16 protein-coding genes and 1 pseudogene are annotated in these 18734 nt (G+C 71.9%); 9 read left to right on the top strand and 8 right to left on the bottom strand.

All coding sequences use genetic code 11. The features are described 5' to 3' along the window. Positions 1-8 precede the first annotated feature (8 nt). Positions 9-890, top strand: coding sequence for a phosphatase PAP2 family protein (locus FF041_RS04865; RefSeq protein ID WP_153521171.1), 882 nt, complete (start codon positions 9-11; stop codon positions 888-890). A 54-nt stretch (positions 891-944) separates the two neighbouring features. Here the strand turns inward: FF041_RS04865 and FF041_RS04860 are convergent, their stop codons facing one another. Further along, entirely contained in the window at positions 945-2177 is a 1233-nt protein-coding gene (locus tag FF041_RS04860; RefSeq protein WP_153521170.1) for a serine hydrolase domain-containing protein, read from the bottom strand. A 312-nt stretch (positions 2178-2489) separates the two neighbouring features. Between FF041_RS04860 and FF041_RS04855 the strand changes: the two genes are divergently transcribed. Then, the gene (locus tag FF041_RS04855; protein WP_153521169.1) at positions 2490-3479 is read left to right on the top strand and encodes a hypothetical protein; all 990 of its coding nucleotides are present in this window, start codon (positions 2490-2492) and stop codon (positions 3477-3479) included. A 24-nt stretch (positions 3480-3503) separates the two neighbouring features. On the opposite strand, the gene FF041_RS04850 is transcribed toward FF041_RS04855, so the two are convergent. The 3 genes from FF041_RS04850 to FF041_RS04840 all read right to left on the bottom strand — a co-directional run bounded on the left by FF041_RS04850 (position 3504) and on the right by FF041_RS04840 (position 7953). Next, positions 3504-4751, bottom strand: coding sequence for an acyl-CoA thioesterase/bile acid-CoA:amino acid N-acyltransferase family protein (locus FF041_RS04850; RefSeq protein WP_153521168.1), 1248 nt, complete (start codon positions 4749-4751; stop codon positions 3504-3506). A 149-nt stretch (positions 4752-4900) separates the two neighbouring features. Beyond that, positions 4901-6469, bottom strand: coding sequence for an amidohydrolase (locus FF041_RS04845; RefSeq protein WP_323391230.1), 1569 nt, complete (start codon positions 6467-6469; stop codon positions 4901-4903). Further along, positions 6445-7953 (bottom strand): APC family permease, encoded by a 1509-nt coding sequence (locus FF041_RS04840; RefSeq protein ID WP_153521167.1) that lies wholly within the window; start codon positions 7951-7953, stop codon positions 6445-6447. Before FF041_RS04840 ends, FF041_RS04845 begins: the two co-directional genes overlap by 25 nt. A 153-nt stretch (positions 7954-8106) precedes the next feature. Here FF041_RS04840 and FF041_RS04835 point away from each other — a divergent pair, with 153 nt between their 5' ends. Continuing rightward, complete coding sequence (locus FF041_RS04835; protein WP_153521166.1) at positions 8107-8712, top strand: TetR/AcrR family transcriptional regulator; 606 nt, start codon at positions 8107-8109, stop codon at positions 8710-8712. 248 nt (positions 8713-8960) lie between these two features. Here the strand turns inward: FF041_RS04835 and FF041_RS04830 are convergent, their stop codons facing one another. After that, a complete protein-coding gene (locus FF041_RS04830) occupies positions 8961-11951 on the bottom strand; it encodes a bifunctional [glutamine synthetase] adenylyltransferase/[glutamine synthetase]-adenylyl-L-tyrosine phosphorylase (protein ID WP_153521165.1) in 2991 nt (996 codons plus the stop codon). Between the two features lie 234 nt (positions 11952-12185). On the opposite strand from FF041_RS04830, the gene FF041_RS04825 reads away from it, so the two are divergent. Then, positions 12186-12737, top strand: a complete 552-nt coding sequence (locus tag FF041_RS04825; RefSeq protein ID WP_407698109.1) for a pyridoxamine 5'-phosphate oxidase family protein — start codon at positions 12186-12188, stop codon at positions 12735-12737. A gap of 269 nt (positions 12738-13006) precedes the next feature. Here the strand turns inward: FF041_RS04825 and FF041_RS04820 are convergent, their stop codons facing one another. Then, positions 13007-13198, bottom strand: a complete 192-nt coding sequence (locus FF041_RS04820) for an antitoxin (RefSeq protein WP_153521164.1) — start codon at positions 13196-13198, stop codon at positions 13007-13009. Positions 13199-13331: 133 nt separating this feature from the next. On the opposite strand from FF041_RS04820, the gene FF041_RS04815 reads away from it, so the two are divergent. Further along, the gene (locus FF041_RS04815) at positions 13332-14183 is read left to right on the top strand and encodes a GNAT family N-acetyltransferase (protein WP_228388030.1); all 852 of its coding nucleotides are present in this window, start codon (positions 13332-13334) and stop codon (positions 14181-14183) included. Positions 14184-14283: 100 nt separating this feature from the next. Here the strand turns inward: FF041_RS04815 and FF041_RS04810 are convergent, their stop codons facing one another. Beyond that, entirely contained in the window at positions 14284-15645 is a 1362-nt protein-coding gene (locus FF041_RS04810) for a glutamine synthetase family protein (protein WP_153484962.1), read from the bottom strand. A gap of 251 nt (positions 15646-15896) precedes the next feature. On the opposite strand from FF041_RS04810, the gene FF041_RS04805 reads away from it, so the two are divergent. From FF041_RS04805 to FF041_RS04790, 4 genes are all read left to right on the top strand, one after another. Further along, positions 15897-16220 (top strand): hypothetical protein, encoded by a 324-nt coding sequence (locus FF041_RS04805; protein ID WP_194291936.1) that lies wholly within the window; start codon positions 15897-15899, stop codon positions 16218-16220. A 118-nt stretch (positions 16221-16338) separates the two neighbouring features. Then, positions 16339-16986, top strand: coding sequence for a DUF3105 domain-containing protein (locus tag FF041_RS04800; RefSeq protein ID WP_153484408.1), 648 nt, complete (start codon positions 16339-16341; stop codon positions 16984-16986). Further along, complete coding sequence (locus tag FF041_RS04795; RefSeq protein ID WP_228388029.1) at positions 16986-17645, top strand: DUF305 domain-containing protein; 660 nt, start codon at positions 16986-16988, stop codon at positions 17643-17645. Before FF041_RS04800 ends, FF041_RS04795 begins: the two co-directional genes overlap by 1 nt. Before the next feature lie 365 nt (positions 17646-18010). Continuing rightward, a complete protein-coding gene (locus FF041_RS04790; RefSeq protein WP_153521161.1) occupies positions 18011-18430 on the top strand; it encodes a CBS domain-containing protein in 420 nt (139 codons plus the stop codon). 57 nt (positions 18431-18487) lie between these two features. On the opposite strand, the pseudogene FF041_RS04785 reads toward FF041_RS04790, so the two are convergent. After that, positions 18488-18734 (bottom strand): annotated as a pseudogene (locus tag FF041_RS04785) (alpha/beta fold hydrolase); the annotation flags it as partial.

Genomic DNA, 18734 nt, shown 5'->3' with positions numbered 1-18734 from the left:
TCCGTCCTATGGGTGAAGCAAGCGTGAAGACTCTGGAAGGCCAGTCGGCCGCCACCTCGTCACCCATGGCAGATGAATCCGTCAGACCCCCCCGGTCCCGGCTCGCCCGGTTCGGAGAGCTCCGCTCGCCGCGCCGTCCGCGTATCTGGTTCGAGATTCTGCTGATCGCGGTCAGCTACTGGACGTATTCGCTGATCCGTAACGCGGTGCCGGAGCAGAAAGCGGAGGCGCTGCGGAACGCGGACTGGATCTGGGAATTCGAGAAATCCCTCGGTCTGGCCTTCGAGCATTCGGTCAACCATGCCGTGAATTCGGTGACATGGCTGATCGTGACGATGAACTACTACTACGCGACACTGCACTTCATCGTCACGATCGGGGTGCTGGTGTGGCTGTACCGCTGGCATCCGGGCCGTTACGCGGCGGCCCGGCTGGTGCTCTTCGCCACCACCGGTGTGGCCCTGGTCGGTTACTATCTGTATCCGCTCGCGCCGCCCCGGTTGATGAACGGCGTGGATTTCATCGACACGGTGCTGGTCCATGAGACCTGGGGCTCGATGGCGTCCGGCGATCTGAAGAACATGTCGAATCAGTACGCGGCCATGCCCTCGATGCACATCGGCTGGTCGCTGTGGTGCGGGCTGATCATTTTCGCGGTGGCGGCGGCGCCCTGGGCGAAGATTCTGGGGCTGCTGTATCCGACGGCGACGCTGGTCGTGATCGTCGCCACCGCGACTCATTTCTGGCTGGACGCGGTGGGCGGAATTCTCTGTCTCGGCTTCGGCTTCGCGCTGTCGTACGGCTGGTACCGGGCGCTGCCGCACCGGCTGCCCAAGGTGCCGGAGCGACAGCCGGAGCGGCGCGGACTGCGCCCGGCGGTACGGGCCTAGGGTCTCAGCGCCCGTACGGTGAGCGGGCCCGGGGCCTGTTCACGGGGTGCGGGCTCAGAGCCTGTTCACGGGCGCACTGAGCGTACTGGGCGCTCGGCGCTCGGGCGTTCCGCCGTCGCCGCAGAATTCGGCGTTCACGACGCCCAGGGTCACCCCGAAGTCGCTGTTGGCGTTGTACGTGAACGTATGGCGGCCGTCGGGGGTGGTGACGGCCTCCGTCACGGCCCCGACCGCGCCTCCGCTATGGCTCCACAGCTCGGCGTCGCAGCTGGTCCTGACCTTGTAGATGCCGAGGCCGTAGGCGGAGTACAGCTGATCATCAGGGGCGGGGACAGCCTGCTTCATCGCGGTGAGCTGCTCCGCCGGGAAGAGCTTGCCGCGCAGCAGGGCGCTGAAGAAGCGGTTCAGATCGCCGGTGGTGGAGATCGCGTCCCCGGCCGCCCAGCCCCAGGACATGTTGTGCGCGGTGACATCGTGGATGGTGCTCGCGCCGGGATCCGGGCTCAGCTTCGAGTAGTTCCGGGCGCTCGGCGACGGCAGCTTCGGGTTCCCCTTGGGAAGGCTGGTGGCGCGCAGTCCGAGCGGCTTGATCACTCGCTGGGCGACCTCGTGCTCATAGCTGTTGCCGCTGATCTTCTCGATGATCAGCCCGGCGACGATATAGCCGGTGTTGGAGTAGAAGTGCTTGGTTCCGGGCGCGAAGTCCGGCTTGTGCGCCAGGGCGACCTTCACCAGGTCCCGGGGGGCGTGGGTGTCGTAGCGATGGGTGAGGAGGCCGGGGGCGTAGAGGTTCCGGTTCTGGAACGCGACGTCGCTGGTGTAGTTGTAGAGCCCGCTGGTGTGGTTGAGGAGCTGCCGTACGGTGATCTTCCGGCCGTCGTTGCCGTTGCCGCGCACCAGCCCGGGGAGATGGCGCTCCACGGTGTCGTCGAGATCGAGCTTCCCCTCCGCTTCCATCTGGAGCAGCACGGTCGCCACGAACGTCTTGGTCACACTGCCGATGCGGAACCGGTCGTCCGCCCCGCGCGGGGTGCCCGCCTCCCGGTCGCCGACGCCGGACACGCCCTTCCAGCGGCCGTCCCGGTCCTTCGCCGCGGCCGTGACGCCGACGGCTCCCGCCTCCACCAGGGCGTCCATCGCGCGCTGGGTCGCCTGGTGACCCTTGTCTCTCCCCTTCCCGGCGGACTCGGCCTGGGCGGGCACGGCGAACGCCGTGACGGCCAGTGCCGCGGCGGCGACGGCGGTGACGGCGGTGATCCCGGTGCGCGGTATTCGTCCTGCGGTCATCTGGTCTGCTCCTCGGTGATATCGGTGATGTCTGCGAGGTCTGCGAGGTCGGTGTGCGGCGCCGGCCGCGCTCACCTGGTTCATGTGGTGCGTGTGGTGACGGTGTCGACCGGCGTCACCGGTGATGACCTCATACGGGGGCGCACGGGTTGACGCCCGCGCCGCCCATGGCCGGAACCGACCGCCGACTGGCGCTCCGGCGTACGCCCCCCTGTCCAACCGTCGACCGGGACGAAACCGCTCACGGACGGAGCGCCCTGGGGAAGGATGGGCGCTCCGAGGGTTCGGAGCGGGGATCTCAGGGGGGCGGGGATGTTCGACACCTTGTCGCGCGACGGGCGTTGGGGCCTGGCGCTGGTGTGTGCTTGCTATCTGATGGTCGTGTACATCACCAGCCGGGGACTGATCGCGGCTCCCCGCTACCGGCTGCTCCAGGGCCGGATACGGGACTGCCGGGCGCGGGCCTCGGTGCTGGCGGCCACCGGGGAGGACGATCAGTCCCGGGTGGCCGCGCTCACAGCCGTGCACTCACGGCTGAACGATCTGGAGAAGGGGAGCATGGTCGTCTGGCGGGTGCTGCCCAACGCGGGGGTGATCGCGATCCCGCTCTCCAAACTGGCCTCCGCCTGGCGGGTGCTGCACGGCGCCGAACGGGAGCTGCTGCGGCTGGAGTCGGCCGAGGAGACCGCCGCCCGGACGATGGGATTGCGGCTGCGGCTGGCCGGTTCTCCGCTCCCCGGCGACCCGGAGCTCGCCGGGGAGCTCTCGGCCGCGGACGCCGCCGGGCCCGGGGCCCGGGCCCAGCTGATCGCGGTCACCGAGTATCTCCACGACCGTGAGGGCACCGACGCCGAGCAGGAGTACGAGCAGCAGCGCATGGCGCTCTGGCTGACCATGACGGGGCTCGGCGCGGTACTGGTGGTCGGCATCGTCTTCGATCACCGGCTGACGATGCTGATGGGCGCGCTGGGAGGCTTTCTCTCCCCGCTCATCGGGGTGATGCGCTCCCAGCGGCCCGCGTCCTGGGGGGTGATGGTGCTGGCCCCGGTCGGGGGCGCGCTCGCGGCGGCGGGCGGGCTGCTCCTGGTCCGGATGCTCGCGGACCCGGAGCTCAATCTGCTCGGCGAGGTGTTCCTCGTCAACTCGTGGGACGCGCCGGAGCGTCCCATCGCCCTCGCCCTCGCGCTGCTCTTCGGGTTCTCCGGCACCCTGTTCTCCCGGCTCGCGCTGACCGCGACCGGCCAGCTCGAACAGGGCCATGCCGCGGTCAGGGCCCGGGGCGCGGCCGGGCAGCCGCTGTAGGGCGTGGCGTCAGCGGCCGATTCCTCAGCGGCCGATGAGCTTCAGCATCCGGGGCCAGCTGTCGGCGCGCGCGTGCGCGTCGGCCGGGATGGCGCCGCCGAGGGAGTAGGTCTCCCTGGTGAGGGGATGGACGGACACCGTGCCCGTCGGGATGTAGGGGAAGCCCGACACCGAGTGCCCCGCGTCCTGGTAGAGAAGCGCCCGGTGGGGGCCGGACTCACCGCGCTTGTCCGCGATGGACCCGGCCATCGGCAGCGCCTTCCAGAGGGCGTCCTCACCGCCGGCGACGGCGAGCACCGTGCCGCGCACCCGGTCGAGCGGGAGCGGCTTCAGCGGCAGCGGCTCACCGCCCTTGGTCCAGGCGTGACCCCGCTCCGGGAAGCTCCCGTAGAGCTGGTCGGCCGGTGCGTACACGATCGCGTCGCGGAACAGCTCCGGATGGTTCTGGACCAGATACTGGGCCGGCTCGGTGCCACGGGAGGTGCCCATCACCGCCATCCGGTCGTGCCCTTCGCCGGACTCACGGCCCAGCAGCCGGGCGGCGGTGACGAAGTACTCCATGGGGATGTCGCTCACCGACGGGGACAGACCGGGACAGCGGTGGTAGCAGAGGGCGAGCGCGGGATGGCCCCGGGAGGCGAGCAGCGCGGCCTCACCGGCGGTCGACATCCCGCCCTCGGAGCCGCCGAACACCAGGACGGGGGCTCGACGCGGCTTCCCCCCGGGCGGCTGGAAGAGGCGTCCGGCGACCTTGTCCCGGGCGACGGTGAACCGCTGCTCGCGCACGCCCTCGGCCCGCAGGGTCCGGGTGAGCTCCCGCTCCACGGCGGGCCGCCCTTTCGCCCGTGCCGCGATCCGTACGGTGTAGGAGCCGTGTTCCCGGGGGTCGCCGGTGGCGAAGTTGCTCTCCTCGGGTTCGCCGGTCACCGGGACCATCGACCAGAACAGGCCCATGCCGTCGGCCTGACGGTAGGTGCCGGACCGGGGGCGGTCGCGGGTCAGGTCCACGGCGCCCTTCCCGTCCGCCGTGAACGCGGCCTTCCCCGACCAGAGGGAACCGCCGGAGTCCTCGGCCTCGGAGGTGACGGTGACCTTCTCCCCCGGGCGCAGACCGGTGATCCGTATCCGGACCGGTTCGTCCACGAGCGCTGTCGCCTTGTCGACCCCGATGACGGCGGGACCGTCGGCGCGGTCCGTCTCCTCCGTACATCCGCTCGCGGCCATGACCACCACCAGAAGCCCCAACAGCCCCTTGAACCCCGTGGATTTCATCGTCACAGTCTGCGGTACGACAGTTGGTCCAGACCAGATATCGATCTCAGGGATTCCATGGTGATGGAGCCGGGAAGGGGTGCGCCCCCTCCCCGGCCGGGCCCGGGCGAGGGGTCGGGATCACCGGGCGGCCCGGGCGCGGGGCGGGATCAGGCGCGGAACACCACTCGTCCCGCCGTCATCGTCAGCCGCACCGGGGCATGGACGACCTCATCGGCAGGGGCGGCGACCGGGTCCGTTCCCAGCGCGGTCAGATCCGCGCGGAACCCGGGGGCGATCCGGCCCGCGATCCGCTCCTCGCCCGCCGCCAGCGCGGCATGGGAGGTCAGCCCCTCCAGCGCCATCAGACCCGTGAGGCCGGGGCCCGCCGAGGCCCCCCGGGGAGTGCGGGCCGTGGCCAGCACCCGGCGGGCGTCGAAGCCGGCGATCGGCCAGTCCGAGCCGAGCGCCAGCACCGCGCCCGCGTCCCGGACGGCACGGCAGCGCCAGGCGCGCGCGGCCCGCTCGTCGCCGAGCCTCCGGGACCACTCGTCGGTGTGGTCGGCCCGGGTGTACTCCGCGTGCGGCGGCTGCATCGAGGCGACCACCCCGAGCGGGGCGAATCGTCCGAGTTGGCCGTCCGGGACCGTCTCGATGTGCTCGATCCGGTGGCGCGGCCCGTCGTGGCCCAGGGATTCCACGGTGTCCAGCACATGGCGTACCGCGGCGTCCCCGATGGCGTGCGTCGCCGTCGCCACCCCGGCCGAGTGCAGCGCCCGCACCGCCGCGCTGTACGCCTCGGGGTCGGGCCAGAACGCCTCAGTGCCCTGGCCGTGGCAGTCCGGGTGCTCCAGCCAGGCGGTGCCGCCCTCCACCGTGCCGTCCATGAAGAACTTCACCCCGCCGACCCGCCAGTTCCGCCCGTGCTCCCGCTGGAGCCCGACCAGCTGCGCCAGCTCGTCGGGGCCCGCGCCCGGCATGCACCAGGGCGAGAGGCGCAACCGGAGCGGCAGCTCCCCCGCCGCCTCGATCGCCGAGAGCAGCCGCAGCGCGTCCCCGCCGAGGTCCATGACATGCGCCGAGGTCAGACCGGTCGCGGCCATCGCGGAGAGCAGCTCGGTCAGCCGGGCGGCGCGCTCGGCGTACGGGGTCTGCGGCAGCACGGCGGAGACCAGGTCCATCGCCGCGTGCTCGACGAGATGCCCGGTGGGGCGGCCCGTCCCGTCGCAGACCACGCTCGCCCGCTGGTCGAAGGCGCGCGGACCGTCGATCCCGGCCAGCCGCAGCGCCCGCTCGCTGATCAGCGCCGAGTGGCCGTCGTACAGCCTGATGTACGCGGGCGCCTCGCCGACCGCCTCCGCGATCAGGGAGTGGTGGAGCGGCCGGCCGCCGAAGGCGTTGTGGTCGAGGCCGTACGCCAGGATCCAGCCGTCGATCCGGTCGGCGGTGCGCAGCGCGGCCCGCAGGGCTTCGAGGTCGCCGACGCCGGAGAGATCCGTGCCGGTGGCCAGCTCCAGACCCCAGACGGGGTGGCTGTGGGCGTCGGTCCAGCCGGGGGTGAGGACGGCTCCGGCGAGCTCGACGGTCTCGGTGCCGGGGCCGCGCCAGTCGCGTATCTCCGCCTCGTCGCCCACGGCGGCGATCAGCCCGTCCTTGACGGCCACGGCGGTGGCGTGGGGCGCGGCGGGGTCCAGGGTGCGTACCTTCGCGCCGGTCAGGACGGTGTCGGCTGTGGGCACGGTTCACTCCTCTTGTCGGGGTCGGGGTCGGGGGTGGTGTCGTCCGCCTCGGGGTCGCCGGAGCGGACGGGGTCGGCGGCGAAACGTGCGTACACCTCGGGGCGGCTGCGCCGGAGCCGGAGCGCGAGGCCCACGCCGATGGCGAACACGATCGGGACCAGGCTCAGCAGAACGGTGTTGACCAGCGGCGACGCCCCGGTGAACAGCTCCACCCTGGAGGCGATCAGATAGATGGCGACCGCGAGCAGCACGGCCGCCGTCACCGGCGCGACGACCGTGCGCAGCCGTCCCTCGCCATGGCGGACGGTGCGGAAGTAACAGGGCACGGCGATGGCCGTGAGGAGCATCAGCGCCATGAGCCCGATCATGCCGGGGGTATTCACCCAGAGCAGCAGCTGGGCGTACGGGTCGGCCCCGGCGAGTCCGAAGCCGAGCACCACCACCGCGCCGAGCACGGTCTGCGCGACGCCCGCGAGATACGGGGAGCGGTGGCGCGGATGGACTCTGCCGAGGGCCCTGGGCAGCACGCCCTCCTCGGCGAGGGCGAGACCGTACCGGTTGATCGCGTTGTGGAAGGCCAGCAGCGAGGCGAGGACGCTGGTCACGATGAGGATGTGCATCAGATCGGCGGCCCAGGCCCCGACATAGGTCGTGATGGCGGAGAAGAAGAGGCCCGCCGGGTCGTCGGCGGCGGCCTTGACGACGGCCTCGTCGCCGAACGCCTGGATCACGGCCCAGACGACGAAGGCGTAGAAGGTGCCGAGGAAGGCGACGGCGGCGTAGGTGGCGCGGGTGACGGTCCGGCCCGGGTCGCGTGCCTCGCGCCGGTAGATCACGGTCGACTCGAAGCCGGTGAAGGCGGCGAAGGCGACGGCGAGCACCCCGACCGTGCCGGGGACCAGCACATTGGCGGGGGCGAAGGAGTCGAGCCCGAGCCCGTCCGCGCCGCCGTCGATGAGCACTCCGGCGGCGAGGAGCAGCAGGATCCCGGTCTCGGCGATGAGCAGGACGCCCAGCAGCTTGGCCCCGAAGTCGATGGAGCGGAACCCTCCGTACCAGACCAGCAGCAGACCGATGAGGGAGACGGGCAGCCAGGGGAGGTCGAGGCCCCACAGGGCGTGGGCGGTCTCGACGGTGGCGGAGCCGAGGAGTCCGTAGATGCCGGTCGCCATGCCGAGATAGCCGACCATGGCGAGCAGCGCCGCGCCGATGCCGACGGGGCGGCCGAGCCCCCGGGTGATGTACGCGTAGAACGCGCCGCCGCCGGGGACATGGCGGCTCATGGCGGTGAAGCCGACGGCGAAGATCGCCAGGGTGATCCCGGCCAGGAGATAGCCGGCGGGGGCGCCGATGCCGCCGAGCATGATGGCGATGGGCGCGACTCCGGCCATCACGGTGAGGGGAGCCGCCGCGGAGATCACGAAGAACGCGATGTCGGCGGTGCCGAGGGTGCCGGTTCTGAGTCCCGGAGGGGGCTTGGACATAGGCGGGCGGATCCCTTCCATGGTGGGCGGCGGCATGGCCGGGTGAATGGCAGGGGAAGCCGAGAAACCTAAAGGCTTTCGGTTTCGGGCAATGTAGCCTCCGGCGTACGCATCCGGGAAGACCTGGCGTGCGGAACGGGAGAAGAAGGAACCATGGGACGGCCGCGCACACCTCTGATCGACCGGGCCCGCATCACCACGGCGGCCCTGGAACTGGTCGACGCCAAGGGCGAGTTCAGCGTGGTGCAGATAGCCCGGAAACTCGGGGTGCAGACGGGCTCGCTGTATCACCATGTGGACGGGCGGGACGGCATCGTGGAGCTGCTGCGGGAGCGGGTCTGCGAGGCGATCGACGCCTCCATGTTCGACGCGTCGCCCTGGGACGCCGCGCTCGCCGCCTGGGCCCGCTCCTATCGGGCCGCCTTCGCCGCGCACCCCCGGGCGATCCCGCTGCTGATGGCCTCGCCGGTCCGCGCGCCCCGGGTGCTGGAGCACTATGAGCGGGCGGTGGGGCTGCTGCTCGACGCCGGGTTCGCGCTCGCCGATGTGATGCGGGTGATCATCGCGCTGGAGAATCTGATCCTGGGCTCGGCGCTGGATCTGGCGGCCCCGGAGCCGATGTGGGAGCTGGGGGACGACCAGAGGGACACCCCCCGGCTGGCACTGGCGCTGGCGGCGGCCCCGCTGGGGCGGGCGGACGCGGCCTTCGAGCTGGCGCTGGGGGCGTGTCTGGAGGGCTTCCGCGCGCTGGTCGACTGAGGGGGCCTGCCCCGTGCGAGGGGTCAGCCCCTCCTGGCCGCGTAGAGGCGCCCTGGCCGCGTAGGAGGGTCGGCGTCCTGACCGTACGAGGATCCGCCGCCCCGACGCGTGAAGGGGCGGCGGCCCCGACCGCGCCAAGGGCCGCGCCCCGACCGTCTGAAGGCCGGCGCCCTCAGGCCGCGAGGGGCGCCGCTACCCGGCGGAGACCCCGCGGGCCCCGCGAGGCCCCGCCCGGGAGGGCGAGCCCCTCACGCCCCGTAGAAGAGCGTCTCCACCACGGCCCGCGCCCGCCGGGTGGTCCTGCGGTAGTCGTCCAGCATGTCCCCGACATGCCCCGGCCCGTACCCCAGATACCGCCCCACCGCCGCCAGTTCGCGGCCGTCCGACGGGAAGGTGTCCCCCGCCCGGCCGCGTACCAGCATCACCGCGTTCCGGACCCGCGACGCCAGCACCCATGCCTCGTCCAGGATCTGGGCGTCCTCCGTACTGATCAGCTCCGCCCCGTGCGCGGCGGCCAGCGCCGTACGGGTACGGGTGGTGCGCAGGCCCGGCTCCACCCAGCCATGGCGCATCTGCATCAGCTGAACGGTCCATTCCACATCGCTCAGTCCGCCGCGCCCCAGCTTGGTGTGGAGCGTCGGATCCGCGCCGCGGGGCAGCCGCTCGGTCTCCATCCGGGCCTTGAGCCTGCGGATCTCGCGGACCGCGTCCTCGCCGAGCCCCTCCGCCGGATAGCGCAGCGGATCGATCAGCTCGATGAACCGGGCCCCCAGCTCGGGGTCGCCCGCCATCGGCTCCGCCCGCAGCAGCGCCTGGCTCTCCCACACCAGCGACCAGCGCCGGTAGTACGCCTCGTACGACGCCAGTGTACGGACCAGCGGACCGCTCTTGCCCTCCGGCCGCAGATCCGCGTCGATCATGAGCGGCGGGTCGGCGGTGGGGAGTTGGAGCAGCCGCCGCATCTCGGTGACCACCGCGCTCGCGGCCTTCGCCGCCGTCTGCTCGTCCACGCCCTCGCGCGGCTCATGGACGAAGAGGACATCGGCGTCGGAGCCGTATCCCAGCTCGTGCCCGCCGAAGCGGCCCATGCCGATCACGGCGAAGCGGGTGGGCAGTTCATCGTCCCACCGCTCGCGCACGGCGGCCCGGAGCGCGCCCGCGAGGGTCGCCGCGTTGAGATCGGTGAGCGCGCCGCCGACCTGGTCGACCAGGGCCCCGGTGTCCGCCTGGGCGGGGCTGTCCTCCGTGCCGTAGGAGCCGATCAGATCGGCGGCGGCGGTGCGGAACAGCTCCCGGCGGCGTACGCCGCGGGCCACCGCGACGGCGGCCTCGGCGCTCTCCGCACGGCCGACCGCCGCCAGCACCTCGGGCTGGAGATGCTCCCGGGTCCTCGGCCTGAGCCCGCCGGGGTCGCCGAGGATGGCGACCGCCTCCGGGGCCCGCAGCAGGAGATCGGGGGCGAAGCGGCCCGCCGACAGCACCCGCGCCAGATTCTCGGCCGCCGCGCCCTCGTCGCGCAGCAGCCGCAGATACCAGGGCGTCTTCCCGAGCGCGTCGGACACCTTGCGGAAGCCGAGCAGTCCCGCGTCCGGGTCGGCCGAGTCGGCGAACCAGCCCAGCAGCACCGGCAGCAGGGTCCGCTGGATGGCGGCCTTGCGGCTGACGCCGGAGGCCAGCGCCTCCAGATGCCTCAGGGCCGCCGCCGGATCGGCGTAGCCGAGGGCCTCCAGCCGCTGGCCCGCCGCCTGGGGGCTGAGCCGGGCCTCGCCGGGGGCGAGCTGGGCGACGGCGTCGAGCAGCGGCCGGTAGAAGAGCTTCTCGTGGAGCCTGCGCACCACCGAAGCGTGCCGCCGCCATTCGCGGTTGAGCTCGAAGACCGGGTCCATCCGCATGCCGAGGGAGCGTCCGAGACGGCGCAGATCGTTCTCGTCCTCGGGCACGAGATGGGTGCGCCGCAGCCGGTGGAGCTGGATGCGGTGCTCCATCGCGCGCAGAAAGCGGTACGCGTCGTCCAGCTGGGCGGCGTCGAGCCGGCCGACATAGCCGCCGGCGGCGAGCGCGCCGAGCGCGGCCAGGGTGGTGCCGCTGCGCAGGGAGGGGTCGCTGCGGCCGTGGACGAGCTGGAGCAGCTGGACGGCGAACTCGACGTCCCGCAGCCCGCCGGGGCCGAGCTTGAGGTCGCGCTCCACCTCGGCGGCGGGGATGTTGTCGATGACCCGGCGGCGCATCTTCTGTACGTCGGCGACGAAGTTCTCCCGCTCGGCGGCCTGCCACACCAGCGGGGAGACGGCGTCGGCGTACTCCCGGCCGAGCGCCGGATCCCCGGCGACGGGCCGGGCCTTCAGCAGGGCCTGGAACTCCCAGGTCTTGGCCCAGCGCTGGTAGTAGACGAGATGGCTGGAGAGGGTCCGTACCAGGGGGCCGTTCCGTCCCTCGGGCCGCAGATTGGCGTCCACCGGCCAGATGGTTCCCTCGACGGTGGTCTCGGAGCAGATCCGCATCAGATGGGAGGCGAGCCGGGTCGCGGCCTGGAGCGCGGCGTTCTCGTCGGCGTCGCCGGCCGGTTCGGCGACGAAGACGACGTCCACGTCGGAGACGTAGTTGAGCTCATGGCCGCCGCATTTGCCGAAGGCGATGACGGCGAGCCGGCACCGGGCCGCGTCCTCGGGGGCCGCGGCGCGCGCGATGGCGAGCGCGGCGCGCAGGGTGGCGGTGGCGAGATCGGCCAGCTCCGCCGCGGTCTCGGCGAGGTCGATGGTGCCGCACACGTCGCGGGCCGCGATGGCCAGCAGACAGCGCCGGTAGGCGATCCGCAGGGAGACGGGGTCGTCGGCGCCGTCGAGCCACTGCTCGAACTCCGCGACGCCGGGGTGCAGATCGGCCGCCTCGTAGGTGGCCAGCGCCCGCCAGTCGCCCGGGTGGCGGGCCAGATGGTCGCCGAGCGCCTCGGACGCGCCGAGTACGCCGAGCAGCCGGTCGCGCAGCGGTTTGGCGGTGACCAGGGTGTCGAGGAGCACCCGGCGGTCGCCCTCCTGCTCCGCCTCCACCAGGCGCACCAGGGCGCGCAGCGCGAGATCGGGGTCCGCGACGACGCCGAGCGCTTCGAGGAGCACGGGGTCGGAGCGTACGGACGCCATATCGGGGAGGTCGAGCAGCCGCTCGGCGACACCGGGGTCGGTGAAGCCGTGCCGCAGCAGCCGTGTGAAGGTACTGCTTCTGCGTCCCGGCGCCGCCGTCATCCCGCTGACTCCTCCTTGTACGTCCTTGTACGTCCTGGTACGCGCATCATCCCGTGTGTCCCACCGGCACCGCCGGTCCCACCCGCGCCGCCTGAGCAGGGCCCGCCTCCGCCGCTGCCGCTCGCACTGCGATCAAGACCGGTGGAATCGAGACTAGCCCCAAGAACGGGAGCCCGGCCCACGCACTCGCCCCGCGACCGATGAGTACCGGCCGTCCGCACCGTCAACACCGTGATGAACGGAAACACCTGGGAGGACCACACGATGCCCGGCACCGAGCCGCTCACCGAACTGGACCCCCGCTACAGCGAGCAAGAGGCCACCGCGGAGAACTGGCGGGAGGCGGTCGCACGGCTGACGGCGGCCGAGATCTTCTGGCTGACGACGGTGCGCCCCGACGGCCGGCCCCATGTCACCCCGCTGCTGGCCGTCTGGCACGACGGAGGGCTGCACTTCTGCACCGGCCCCGAGGAGCGCAAGGCCAGAAATCTGCGGGAGAACCGCGAGGTGGTGCTCACCACCGGCACCAACACCCTGAAGGAGGGGTGCGATCTGGTGGTGGAGGGCGAGGCGGTGACCGTGCGGGACGACGACCGGCTGCGGGCGCTGGCGGACGCGTACACCGACAAGTACGGCAAGGAGTGGACCTTCGAGGTCCGCGACGGCGCCTTCCTGGGCGACGGCGGCCGGGCCCTGGTGTTCCGGGTGGAGCCGCGTACGGCCTTCGGTTTCGCCAAGGAGCCTTACGGGCAGACGCGCTGGCGGTTCGCCCCGGGGCGGGTGTGACGGCGGAAAGCAATCGATGGGGAGATCACTCTTGAGGTGGTCATGGTCCCGGTGACGGATCTCGACCGTTCGAAGAAGTTCTACAAGGCCCCGGACGGAGACGGCTGGGCGGTCCAGGAAGCGCCCGCGCCGCTGTCGGAGCGCTGAGCGCAGGCATACGGTCCGGGTCCGGTCCGGGCGCGGGCATACGGTCCGGGCGCGGGCGTACGTCCGGTCCGGCGGGGGCGCACCCCGCCGGACCGGACCGGTGGCGTCCGGGCCGTGCGTGGTCAGGTCTGCGGCGGCTGGTCGTGCCGGCCCGTGCCGTACTGGTCCTTGAGCTTCTCCTGGGCGGTGTCGACATGGCCGCTGTACTTGCCCTGGGTCTTGGCGTCGGCGGCGTCGCCCGCCTTGTCGACGCCCTTGTCGACCTGGGTCTCATGGCCCTTGAGCAGATGCTTGAGCTTGTCCATCATGGACATGGGGTCATCCCTTTCACCGCGTTTCCCCCACCTCTCCAGGGTCACCGCACACCCGGCGGTTCGCATCCCGGGACGGACCGGTCCCAAAATCTCTGGCCCACCGCTGTGAGCTGCTGCTTTGATGCGGAGCGTGATGACTGACGCGCTTTCCGCAGCTGATGGGCGGCCCGATGGGGCGATGCTGGACCGGCTGGAGGGGTACTACGACGCGGTGCCCCGCTCCTCGGCCCGGGCCGAGGACTTCGGGCCGCTGACGCTCTTCCACCGCGAGGGGCCGGGCTGGCCCTTCTATGCCCGTCCGACGCCGGGGCGGGCCGGGGCGGTGGGCGCGGCCGATGTGGAGCGGGTGCGGGCCCGGCAGCGGGAGCTCGGTGTGCCGGAGAGCTTCGAGTGGGTCGCCGAGACCACGCCCTCGCTGCGGGCCGCCGCCCTGGAGTCGGGTCTCGTGGTGCATGAGCACCCCCTGATGGTGCTCGCCCCGGAGGCTCCCGTGCCCGATCCGCCCGCGCGTGGGGACGTGGCCGTACGGGTGCTCGGGCCGGACGATCCGCTGCTGGCGAGCGCGCTGGCGGTGCCGCATCTGGCGTTCGGGGCCCCGGGGACGGGCGTCGGCGAGGCGGGCGCGGCCGAGCTGGACGCCGCCGTACGGGAGCGGGCCGGCGACGGCTCCCTGGAGGAGTCGGCCGGGCGGATCCGCGCGGGGCTGACCCGGGTCGCCGCCGCCGTGGCGGACGGCCGGGCGCTCTGCGCCGGACAGCACCAGCCGGTGGGACCGGTCAGCGAGATCGTGGGCGTGGGCACCCTGCCCGCCGCGCGCCGCCGGGGTCTCGCCCTCGCGGTGACGGCGGTCCTGGTGGCGGACGCCCGGTCCCAGGGCGTGGAGACGCTCTTTCTGTCGGCGGGCGACGACGATGTGGCCCGGCTCTACGCCCGTCTCGGCTTCCGGCGCCTGGCGACGGCGCTGATCGCCGAACCCGCGCCCTGACCGGCGTACTGCTCTCCGTCCTGACCGGCGGACCGCCCTGTCCGCGAGGCGGACCGGGCCGGTGGCGGCGCACCGCCGCCACCGGCCGGCCCGGCGGGGATCAGAGCACCGGCAGGTTCTTCCGCAGCTCGAAGGAGGTGACCTCGGAGCGGTACTCCTCCCACTCCTGCTTCTTGTTGCGCAGGAAGAAGTCGAAGACATGCTCCCCCAGCGTCTCGGCGACCAGCTCGCTCCGCTCCATCAGCGAGATCGCCTCGCCGAGGTTCTGCGGCAGCGGCTCGATGCCCATCGCCCGGCGCTCCGCGTCGGAGAGCGCCCAGACGTCGTCGTCCGCGCCCGCCGGGAGGTCGTAGCTCTCCTCGATGCCCTTGAGACCCGCCGCCAGCAGCACCGCGTAGGTCAGATAGGGGTTGGCCCCGGAGTCGATCGAGCGGACCTCCACCCGGGAGGAGCCCGTCTTGCCCGGCTTGTACATGGGCACCCGGATCAGCGCCGAGCGGTTGTTGTGACCCCAGCAGATGTACGAGGGGGCCTCGCCGCCCGCGCCCGCGCTGCGGGCCGAGCCGCCCCAGATGCGTTTGTAGGAGTTGACCCACTGGTTGGTGACGGCGGAGATCTCGGCGGCGTGCCGCAGCAGACCGGCGATGAAGGAGCGGCCCACCTTGGAGAGCTGGTACTCCGCGCCCGACTCGTAGAACGCGTTCCGGTCGCCCTCGAAGAGGGAGAGGTGGGTGTGCATGCCCGAGCCGGGGTACTCGCTGAACGGTTTCGGCATAAAGGTGGCCTGAACGCCCTGCTCCAGCGCCACCTGCTTCATGACCAGGCGGAAGGTCATGATGTTGTCGGCGGTGGAGAGCGCGTCCGCGTACCGCAGATCGATCTCCTGCTGGCCCGGAGCGCCCTCGTGGTGGCTGAACTCCACCGAGATGCCCATCGACTCCAGCATGGTGATCGCCTGCCGCCGGAAGTCCATGCCGACGTTCTGCGGGGTGTGGTCGAAGTAGCCGGAGTTGTCGGCGGGCACCGGGCGGCTGCCGTCCAGCGGCTTGTCCTTCAGCAGGAAGAACTCGATCTCGGGGTGGGTGTAGAAGGTGAACCCGAGGTCGGAGGTCTTGGCCAGAATCCGCTTGAGGACATAGCGCGGGTCCGCGAAGGAGGGCGAGCCGTCCGGCATCAGGATGTCGCAGAACATCCGGGCGGTGCCCGGCGCCTCCGCCCGCCAGGGGAGGATCTGGAAGGTGCCGGGGTCGGGTTTGGCGATCATGTCGGACTCATAGACCCGGGCGAAGCCCTCGATCGCCGAGCCGTCGAAGCCGATGCCCTCGTCGAACGCCTGCTCAAGCTCGGCGGGGGCCACCGCGACCGACTTCAGGAAGCCGAGCACATCGGTGAACCACAGTCGCACGAACCGGATGTCGCGCTCCTCCAGCGTGCGGAGCACAAATTCCTGCTGCTTATCCATTACCACCCAATCCTTGCTGGTCAAGCCGCCCGCCCCTTGAGCATCCCATCCATGGGTTTCAGGCACATTGCGAACCCGGGCCGAGCCCCATTGTGAGTCAGCGATCCCGGCGAAACGAGCCCGGTGGTCCCGGAGCGGGTGGGACGTGGCCGTATTACCGCCCCGTATGAGGTGCTCGGCGGCCCCGCTCGCTACGATCTGCGGACATGGGGGGTTCGCCGATCGGGCTCATAGCGCGCGGATCGCGTCCCATGGCACTGCTGAGTGCCGTGGCGACGTTCCTCGGCGCGCTCTTCATCTGTCTGAGCCCGCCCGACGGCCGTCACACCTCCGCGATCACGCTGGCCCCCTCGGCGCAGTTGCAGCCCGCGTTCTCCTGTCCGTACGAGAACGGGTCCTGCGGGGTCCTCCCGGCGGTCGGCCCCGCGGTGCTCACCGCGCCGCCGCCGGACTCGCCGCCGCCCGCCGGGCCGCATCCCCCGTACGCCGGGCCGCCGGCCCACGCCGCCCCGGCCCCCGGGACGGCGCGGTCGCGCGCTCCGGATCTGCACGTCCTTCAGGTGTTGCGGACCTAGGGAGGGTCTTCCGTTCGGGCACCCGTGCCCAGCAGGATCCGAACGAGAGGGCCCCGTAGGGTCCCGCCCTCGATCCGTTCCCCCCACTCGATCACCTCTTTCACGAAGGACGACACACATGGCTTCCCGTAAGACCACCGACGACCGGCGTGCCCGAATAGAGGCCATGCGCCGCGCCGAGCAGTCCCGCGAGCGCCGCAGCCGCATCATCACCATCGCCGTCTCCGGTCTCGTCGTGGCCGGGCTCGTCGGCTTCGGCGTCTACGTCCTCAACAAGGAGTCGGAGCAACAGGAGCAGCGGGTCGCGCTGGCCAAGAAGCCCATCAAGGCCGAGAAGTCCTGGGACGCCAAGAAGCTGGGCCGCAACCACGTCAAGGAGGCCGTCAGCTACCCGCAGACGCCGCCGGTCGGCGGTGACCACAACCAGGCGTGGCTGAACTGCGACCGCAACGTCTACAAGGAGGCCGTCCCCAACGAGAACGCCGTGCACTCGCTGGAGCACGGCGCGGTGTGGGTGACGTACAACGACAAGGCGTCCAAGGACGATGTGAAGAAGCTGGAGGAGAAGGTCAAGGAGACCTCCTACTCGTTCATCAGCCCGGTCCAGGACCAGGCCGACCCGCTGATGCTCACCGCCTGGGGCAAGCAGGTCAGCGTGGACGGGGCCGACGACAAGCGCGTGCTCCAGTTCTTCGAGAAGTACGTCCAGGGCGACCAGACCCCGGAGCCCGGTGCGGCGTGCACCGGCGGGGTCACCGCCAAGTGATGAGCATGACCCGCACCCACTGGGCCGCGATCATGGCGGTGGTGCTCGCGCTGCTCTTCGCCGGGGCCGTGACGGTGGCCTCCGCCGGTGACTCCGACAGCGCCGCGCCCGCCGTCCCGGCGTCGGATTCGGCGGACGCCGGTTTCGCGCGCGACATGTCCGTCCACCACCAGCAGGCGGTGGAGATGTCCTTCATCGTGCGGGACCGCACCGAGAACGCGGAGATCCGGCGGCTGGCGTACGACATCGCCAACACCCAGGCCAATCAGCGCGGCATGATGATGGGCTGGCTGGATCTGTGGGGCCTGCCGAAGGTGACTCCGGGCTCCGCTCCGATGGCGTGGATGGCGGACGGCGGGGGCTCGCACTCCGGGCACTCCGCCGCGAAGGGCGCCGGGGGTCCGCTGATGCCGGGCATGGCGACCGAGGCGCAGCTGGCGCGGCTCGGCGAGCTGAGCGGCAAGGCGGCGGAGGTCGAGTATCTCCAGTTGATGATCGTCCACCACAACGGCGGCGTCGACATGGCCGAGGGCTGTGTGCGGCTCTGCTCGGTGGACTCCGAGAACGAGCTCGCCCAGGGCATGGTGGACGCCCAGCGCTCGGAGGTCGAGCTCATGGTGGATCTGCTGGCGAAGCGGGGGGCTCAGGTCCGCACCTGAGGCCGTCGCCCGCTGTGACCGGAGGGCTTCCCGCGCGGTGTGCGGGGAGCCCTCCGGCGGGTCGGGGGTCAGCCGGAGGGGTCCGGGAGCCCTCCGGCGGATTCGGGCCCTCCGGCGGATTCGGGGGTCAGACCGCCCGTACCGGCTGTTCCGGCTCCCGGCCGCGCTGGGCGCCGAGGTGGACATGCCGGAATTCCCCGCAGCGCTGCCGGGCAGCTCTCGTCCGGTGATCCGCAGCAGCAGTCTCGCCACATCCGGACCTTCCGCCCAATTCACCCGTTTGGCCTACAGCGGTCGCGTCCCCCCAATGGCCCATCGACGATGGGTTGGCCCGATACCGGCCGCCGTGAGGAGGCGCGTACGCCATGACCACCGCCAAGGACATCATGCACGCAGGGGCCCAGTGGATCCCCATGCACGAGACGCTCGACCGGGCCGCGCAGCTGATGCGCGAGCTCAATGTGGGCGCGCTGCCCATCGCCGACGCCGATGAACGCCTCTGCGGCATTCTCACGGACCGGGACATCGTGGTCGGCTGTGTGGCCATGGGACACGACCCGGCGAAGATCACCGCAGGCGAGATGGCGCAGGGCACCCCGCGCTGGATCGACGCGGGCTCGGGGGTCGAGGACGTGCTCCAGGAGATGGAGGTCCACCAGATCCGCCGGCTGCCCGTGATCGAGAACAAGCGGCTGGTGGGGATGATCAGCGAGGCCGATCTCGCGCAGCACCTCTCGGACGAGCAGCTCGCGGGGTGGATGGAGCGGGTGTACGCGAGGGGCTGAGCCGCACCGGGCTGCACAGCCGGAGCGGCCGGGCCGCATGGCCGAGGGCCGTCCGGGCTAAAGACCTTCGCCCGAGGCCCCCGGGCCGTCCTCGCCGAGCACCGCGCGGGCCACCGCGTCCGGGCGGTCCAGCATCAGCAGATGACCGGCCGGGGTGACCTCCCGGAAGCGGGCCCCGAGCTCCAGGGCGAGCATCCGCTGCCGGGCCGTCCAGCGCCGTCCGCCCGCCGTCGCGGCGAGCACGGTGACGGGCGCCCCGGACGGCAGCTCGTACCGCTCGCGCAGGGCGAGGAGCTCGGCGGCG

Origin of the sequence: Streptomyces jumonjinensis, from assembly GCF_009600885.1 — a bacterium.
Taxonomy (GTDB): domain Bacteria; phylum Actinomycetota; class Actinomycetes; order Streptomycetales; family Streptomycetaceae; genus Streptomyces; species Streptomyces jumonjinensis.
The sequence above is the reverse complement of the archived record's forward strand: the minus strand, read 5'-3'. Positions and strand labels throughout refer to the sequence as shown.

What these genes read in the sequence shown, in the direction of transcription:
- FF041_RS04855 (WP_153521169.1), top strand. Translation starts at nt 2,490, where the DNA reads ATGTTCGACACCTTGTCGCGCGACGGGCGTTGGGGCCTGGCGCTGGTG.
- FF041_RS04810 (WP_153484962.1), bottom strand. Translation starts at nt 15,645, where the DNA reads ATGGATAAGCAGCAGGAATTTGTGCTCCGCACGCTGGAGGAGCGCGAC.
- FF041_RS04835 (WP_153521166.1), top strand. Translation starts at nt 8,107, where the DNA reads ATGGGACGGCCGCGCACACCTCTGATCGACCGGGCCCGCATCACCACG.
- FF041_RS04840 (WP_153521167.1), bottom strand. Translation starts at nt 7,953, where the DNA reads ATGTCCAAGCCCCCTCCGGGACTCAGAACCGGCACCCTCGGCACCGCC.
- FF041_RS04865 (WP_153521171.1), top strand. Translation starts at nt 9, where the DNA reads ATGGGTGAAGCAAGCGTGAAGACTCTGGAAGGCCAGTCGGCCGCCACC.
- FF041_RS04805 (WP_194291936.1), top strand. Translation starts at nt 15,897, where the DNA reads ATGGCACTGCTGAGTGCCGTGGCGACGTTCCTCGGCGCGCTCTTCATC.
- FF041_RS04790 (WP_153521161.1), top strand. Translation starts at nt 18,011, where the DNA reads ATGACCACCGCCAAGGACATCATGCACGCAGGGGCCCAGTGGATCCCC.
- FF041_RS04800 (WP_153484408.1), top strand. Translation starts at nt 16,339, where the DNA reads ATGGCTTCCCGTAAGACCACCGACGACCGGCGTGCCCGAATAGAGGCC.
- FF041_RS04815 (WP_228388030.1), top strand. Translation starts at nt 13,332, where the DNA reads ATGACTGACGCGCTTTCCGCAGCTGATGGGCGGCCCGATGGGGCGATG.
- FF041_RS04830 (WP_153521165.1), bottom strand. Translation starts at nt 11,951, where the DNA reads ATGACGGCGGCGCCGGGACGCAGAAGCAGTACCTTCACACGGCTGCTG.
- FF041_RS04825 (WP_407698109.1), top strand. Translation starts at nt 12,186, where the DNA reads ATGAACGGAAACACCTGGGAGGACCACACGATGCCCGGCACCGAGCCG.
- FF041_RS04860 (WP_153521170.1), bottom strand. Translation starts at nt 2,177, where the DNA reads ATGACCGCAGGACGAATACCGCGCACCGGGATCACCGCCGTCACCGCC.
- FF041_RS04795 (WP_228388029.1), top strand. Translation starts at nt 16,986, where the DNA reads ATGAGCATGACCCGCACCCACTGGGCCGCGATCATGGCGGTGGTGCTC.
- FF041_RS04820 (WP_153521164.1), bottom strand. Translation starts at nt 13,198, where the DNA reads ATGTCCATGATGGACAAGCTCAAGCATCTGCTCAAGGGCCATGAGACC.
- FF041_RS04850 (WP_153521168.1), bottom strand. Translation starts at nt 4,751, where the DNA reads ATGAAATCCACGGGGTTCAAGGGGCTGTTGGGGCTTCTGGTGGTGGTC.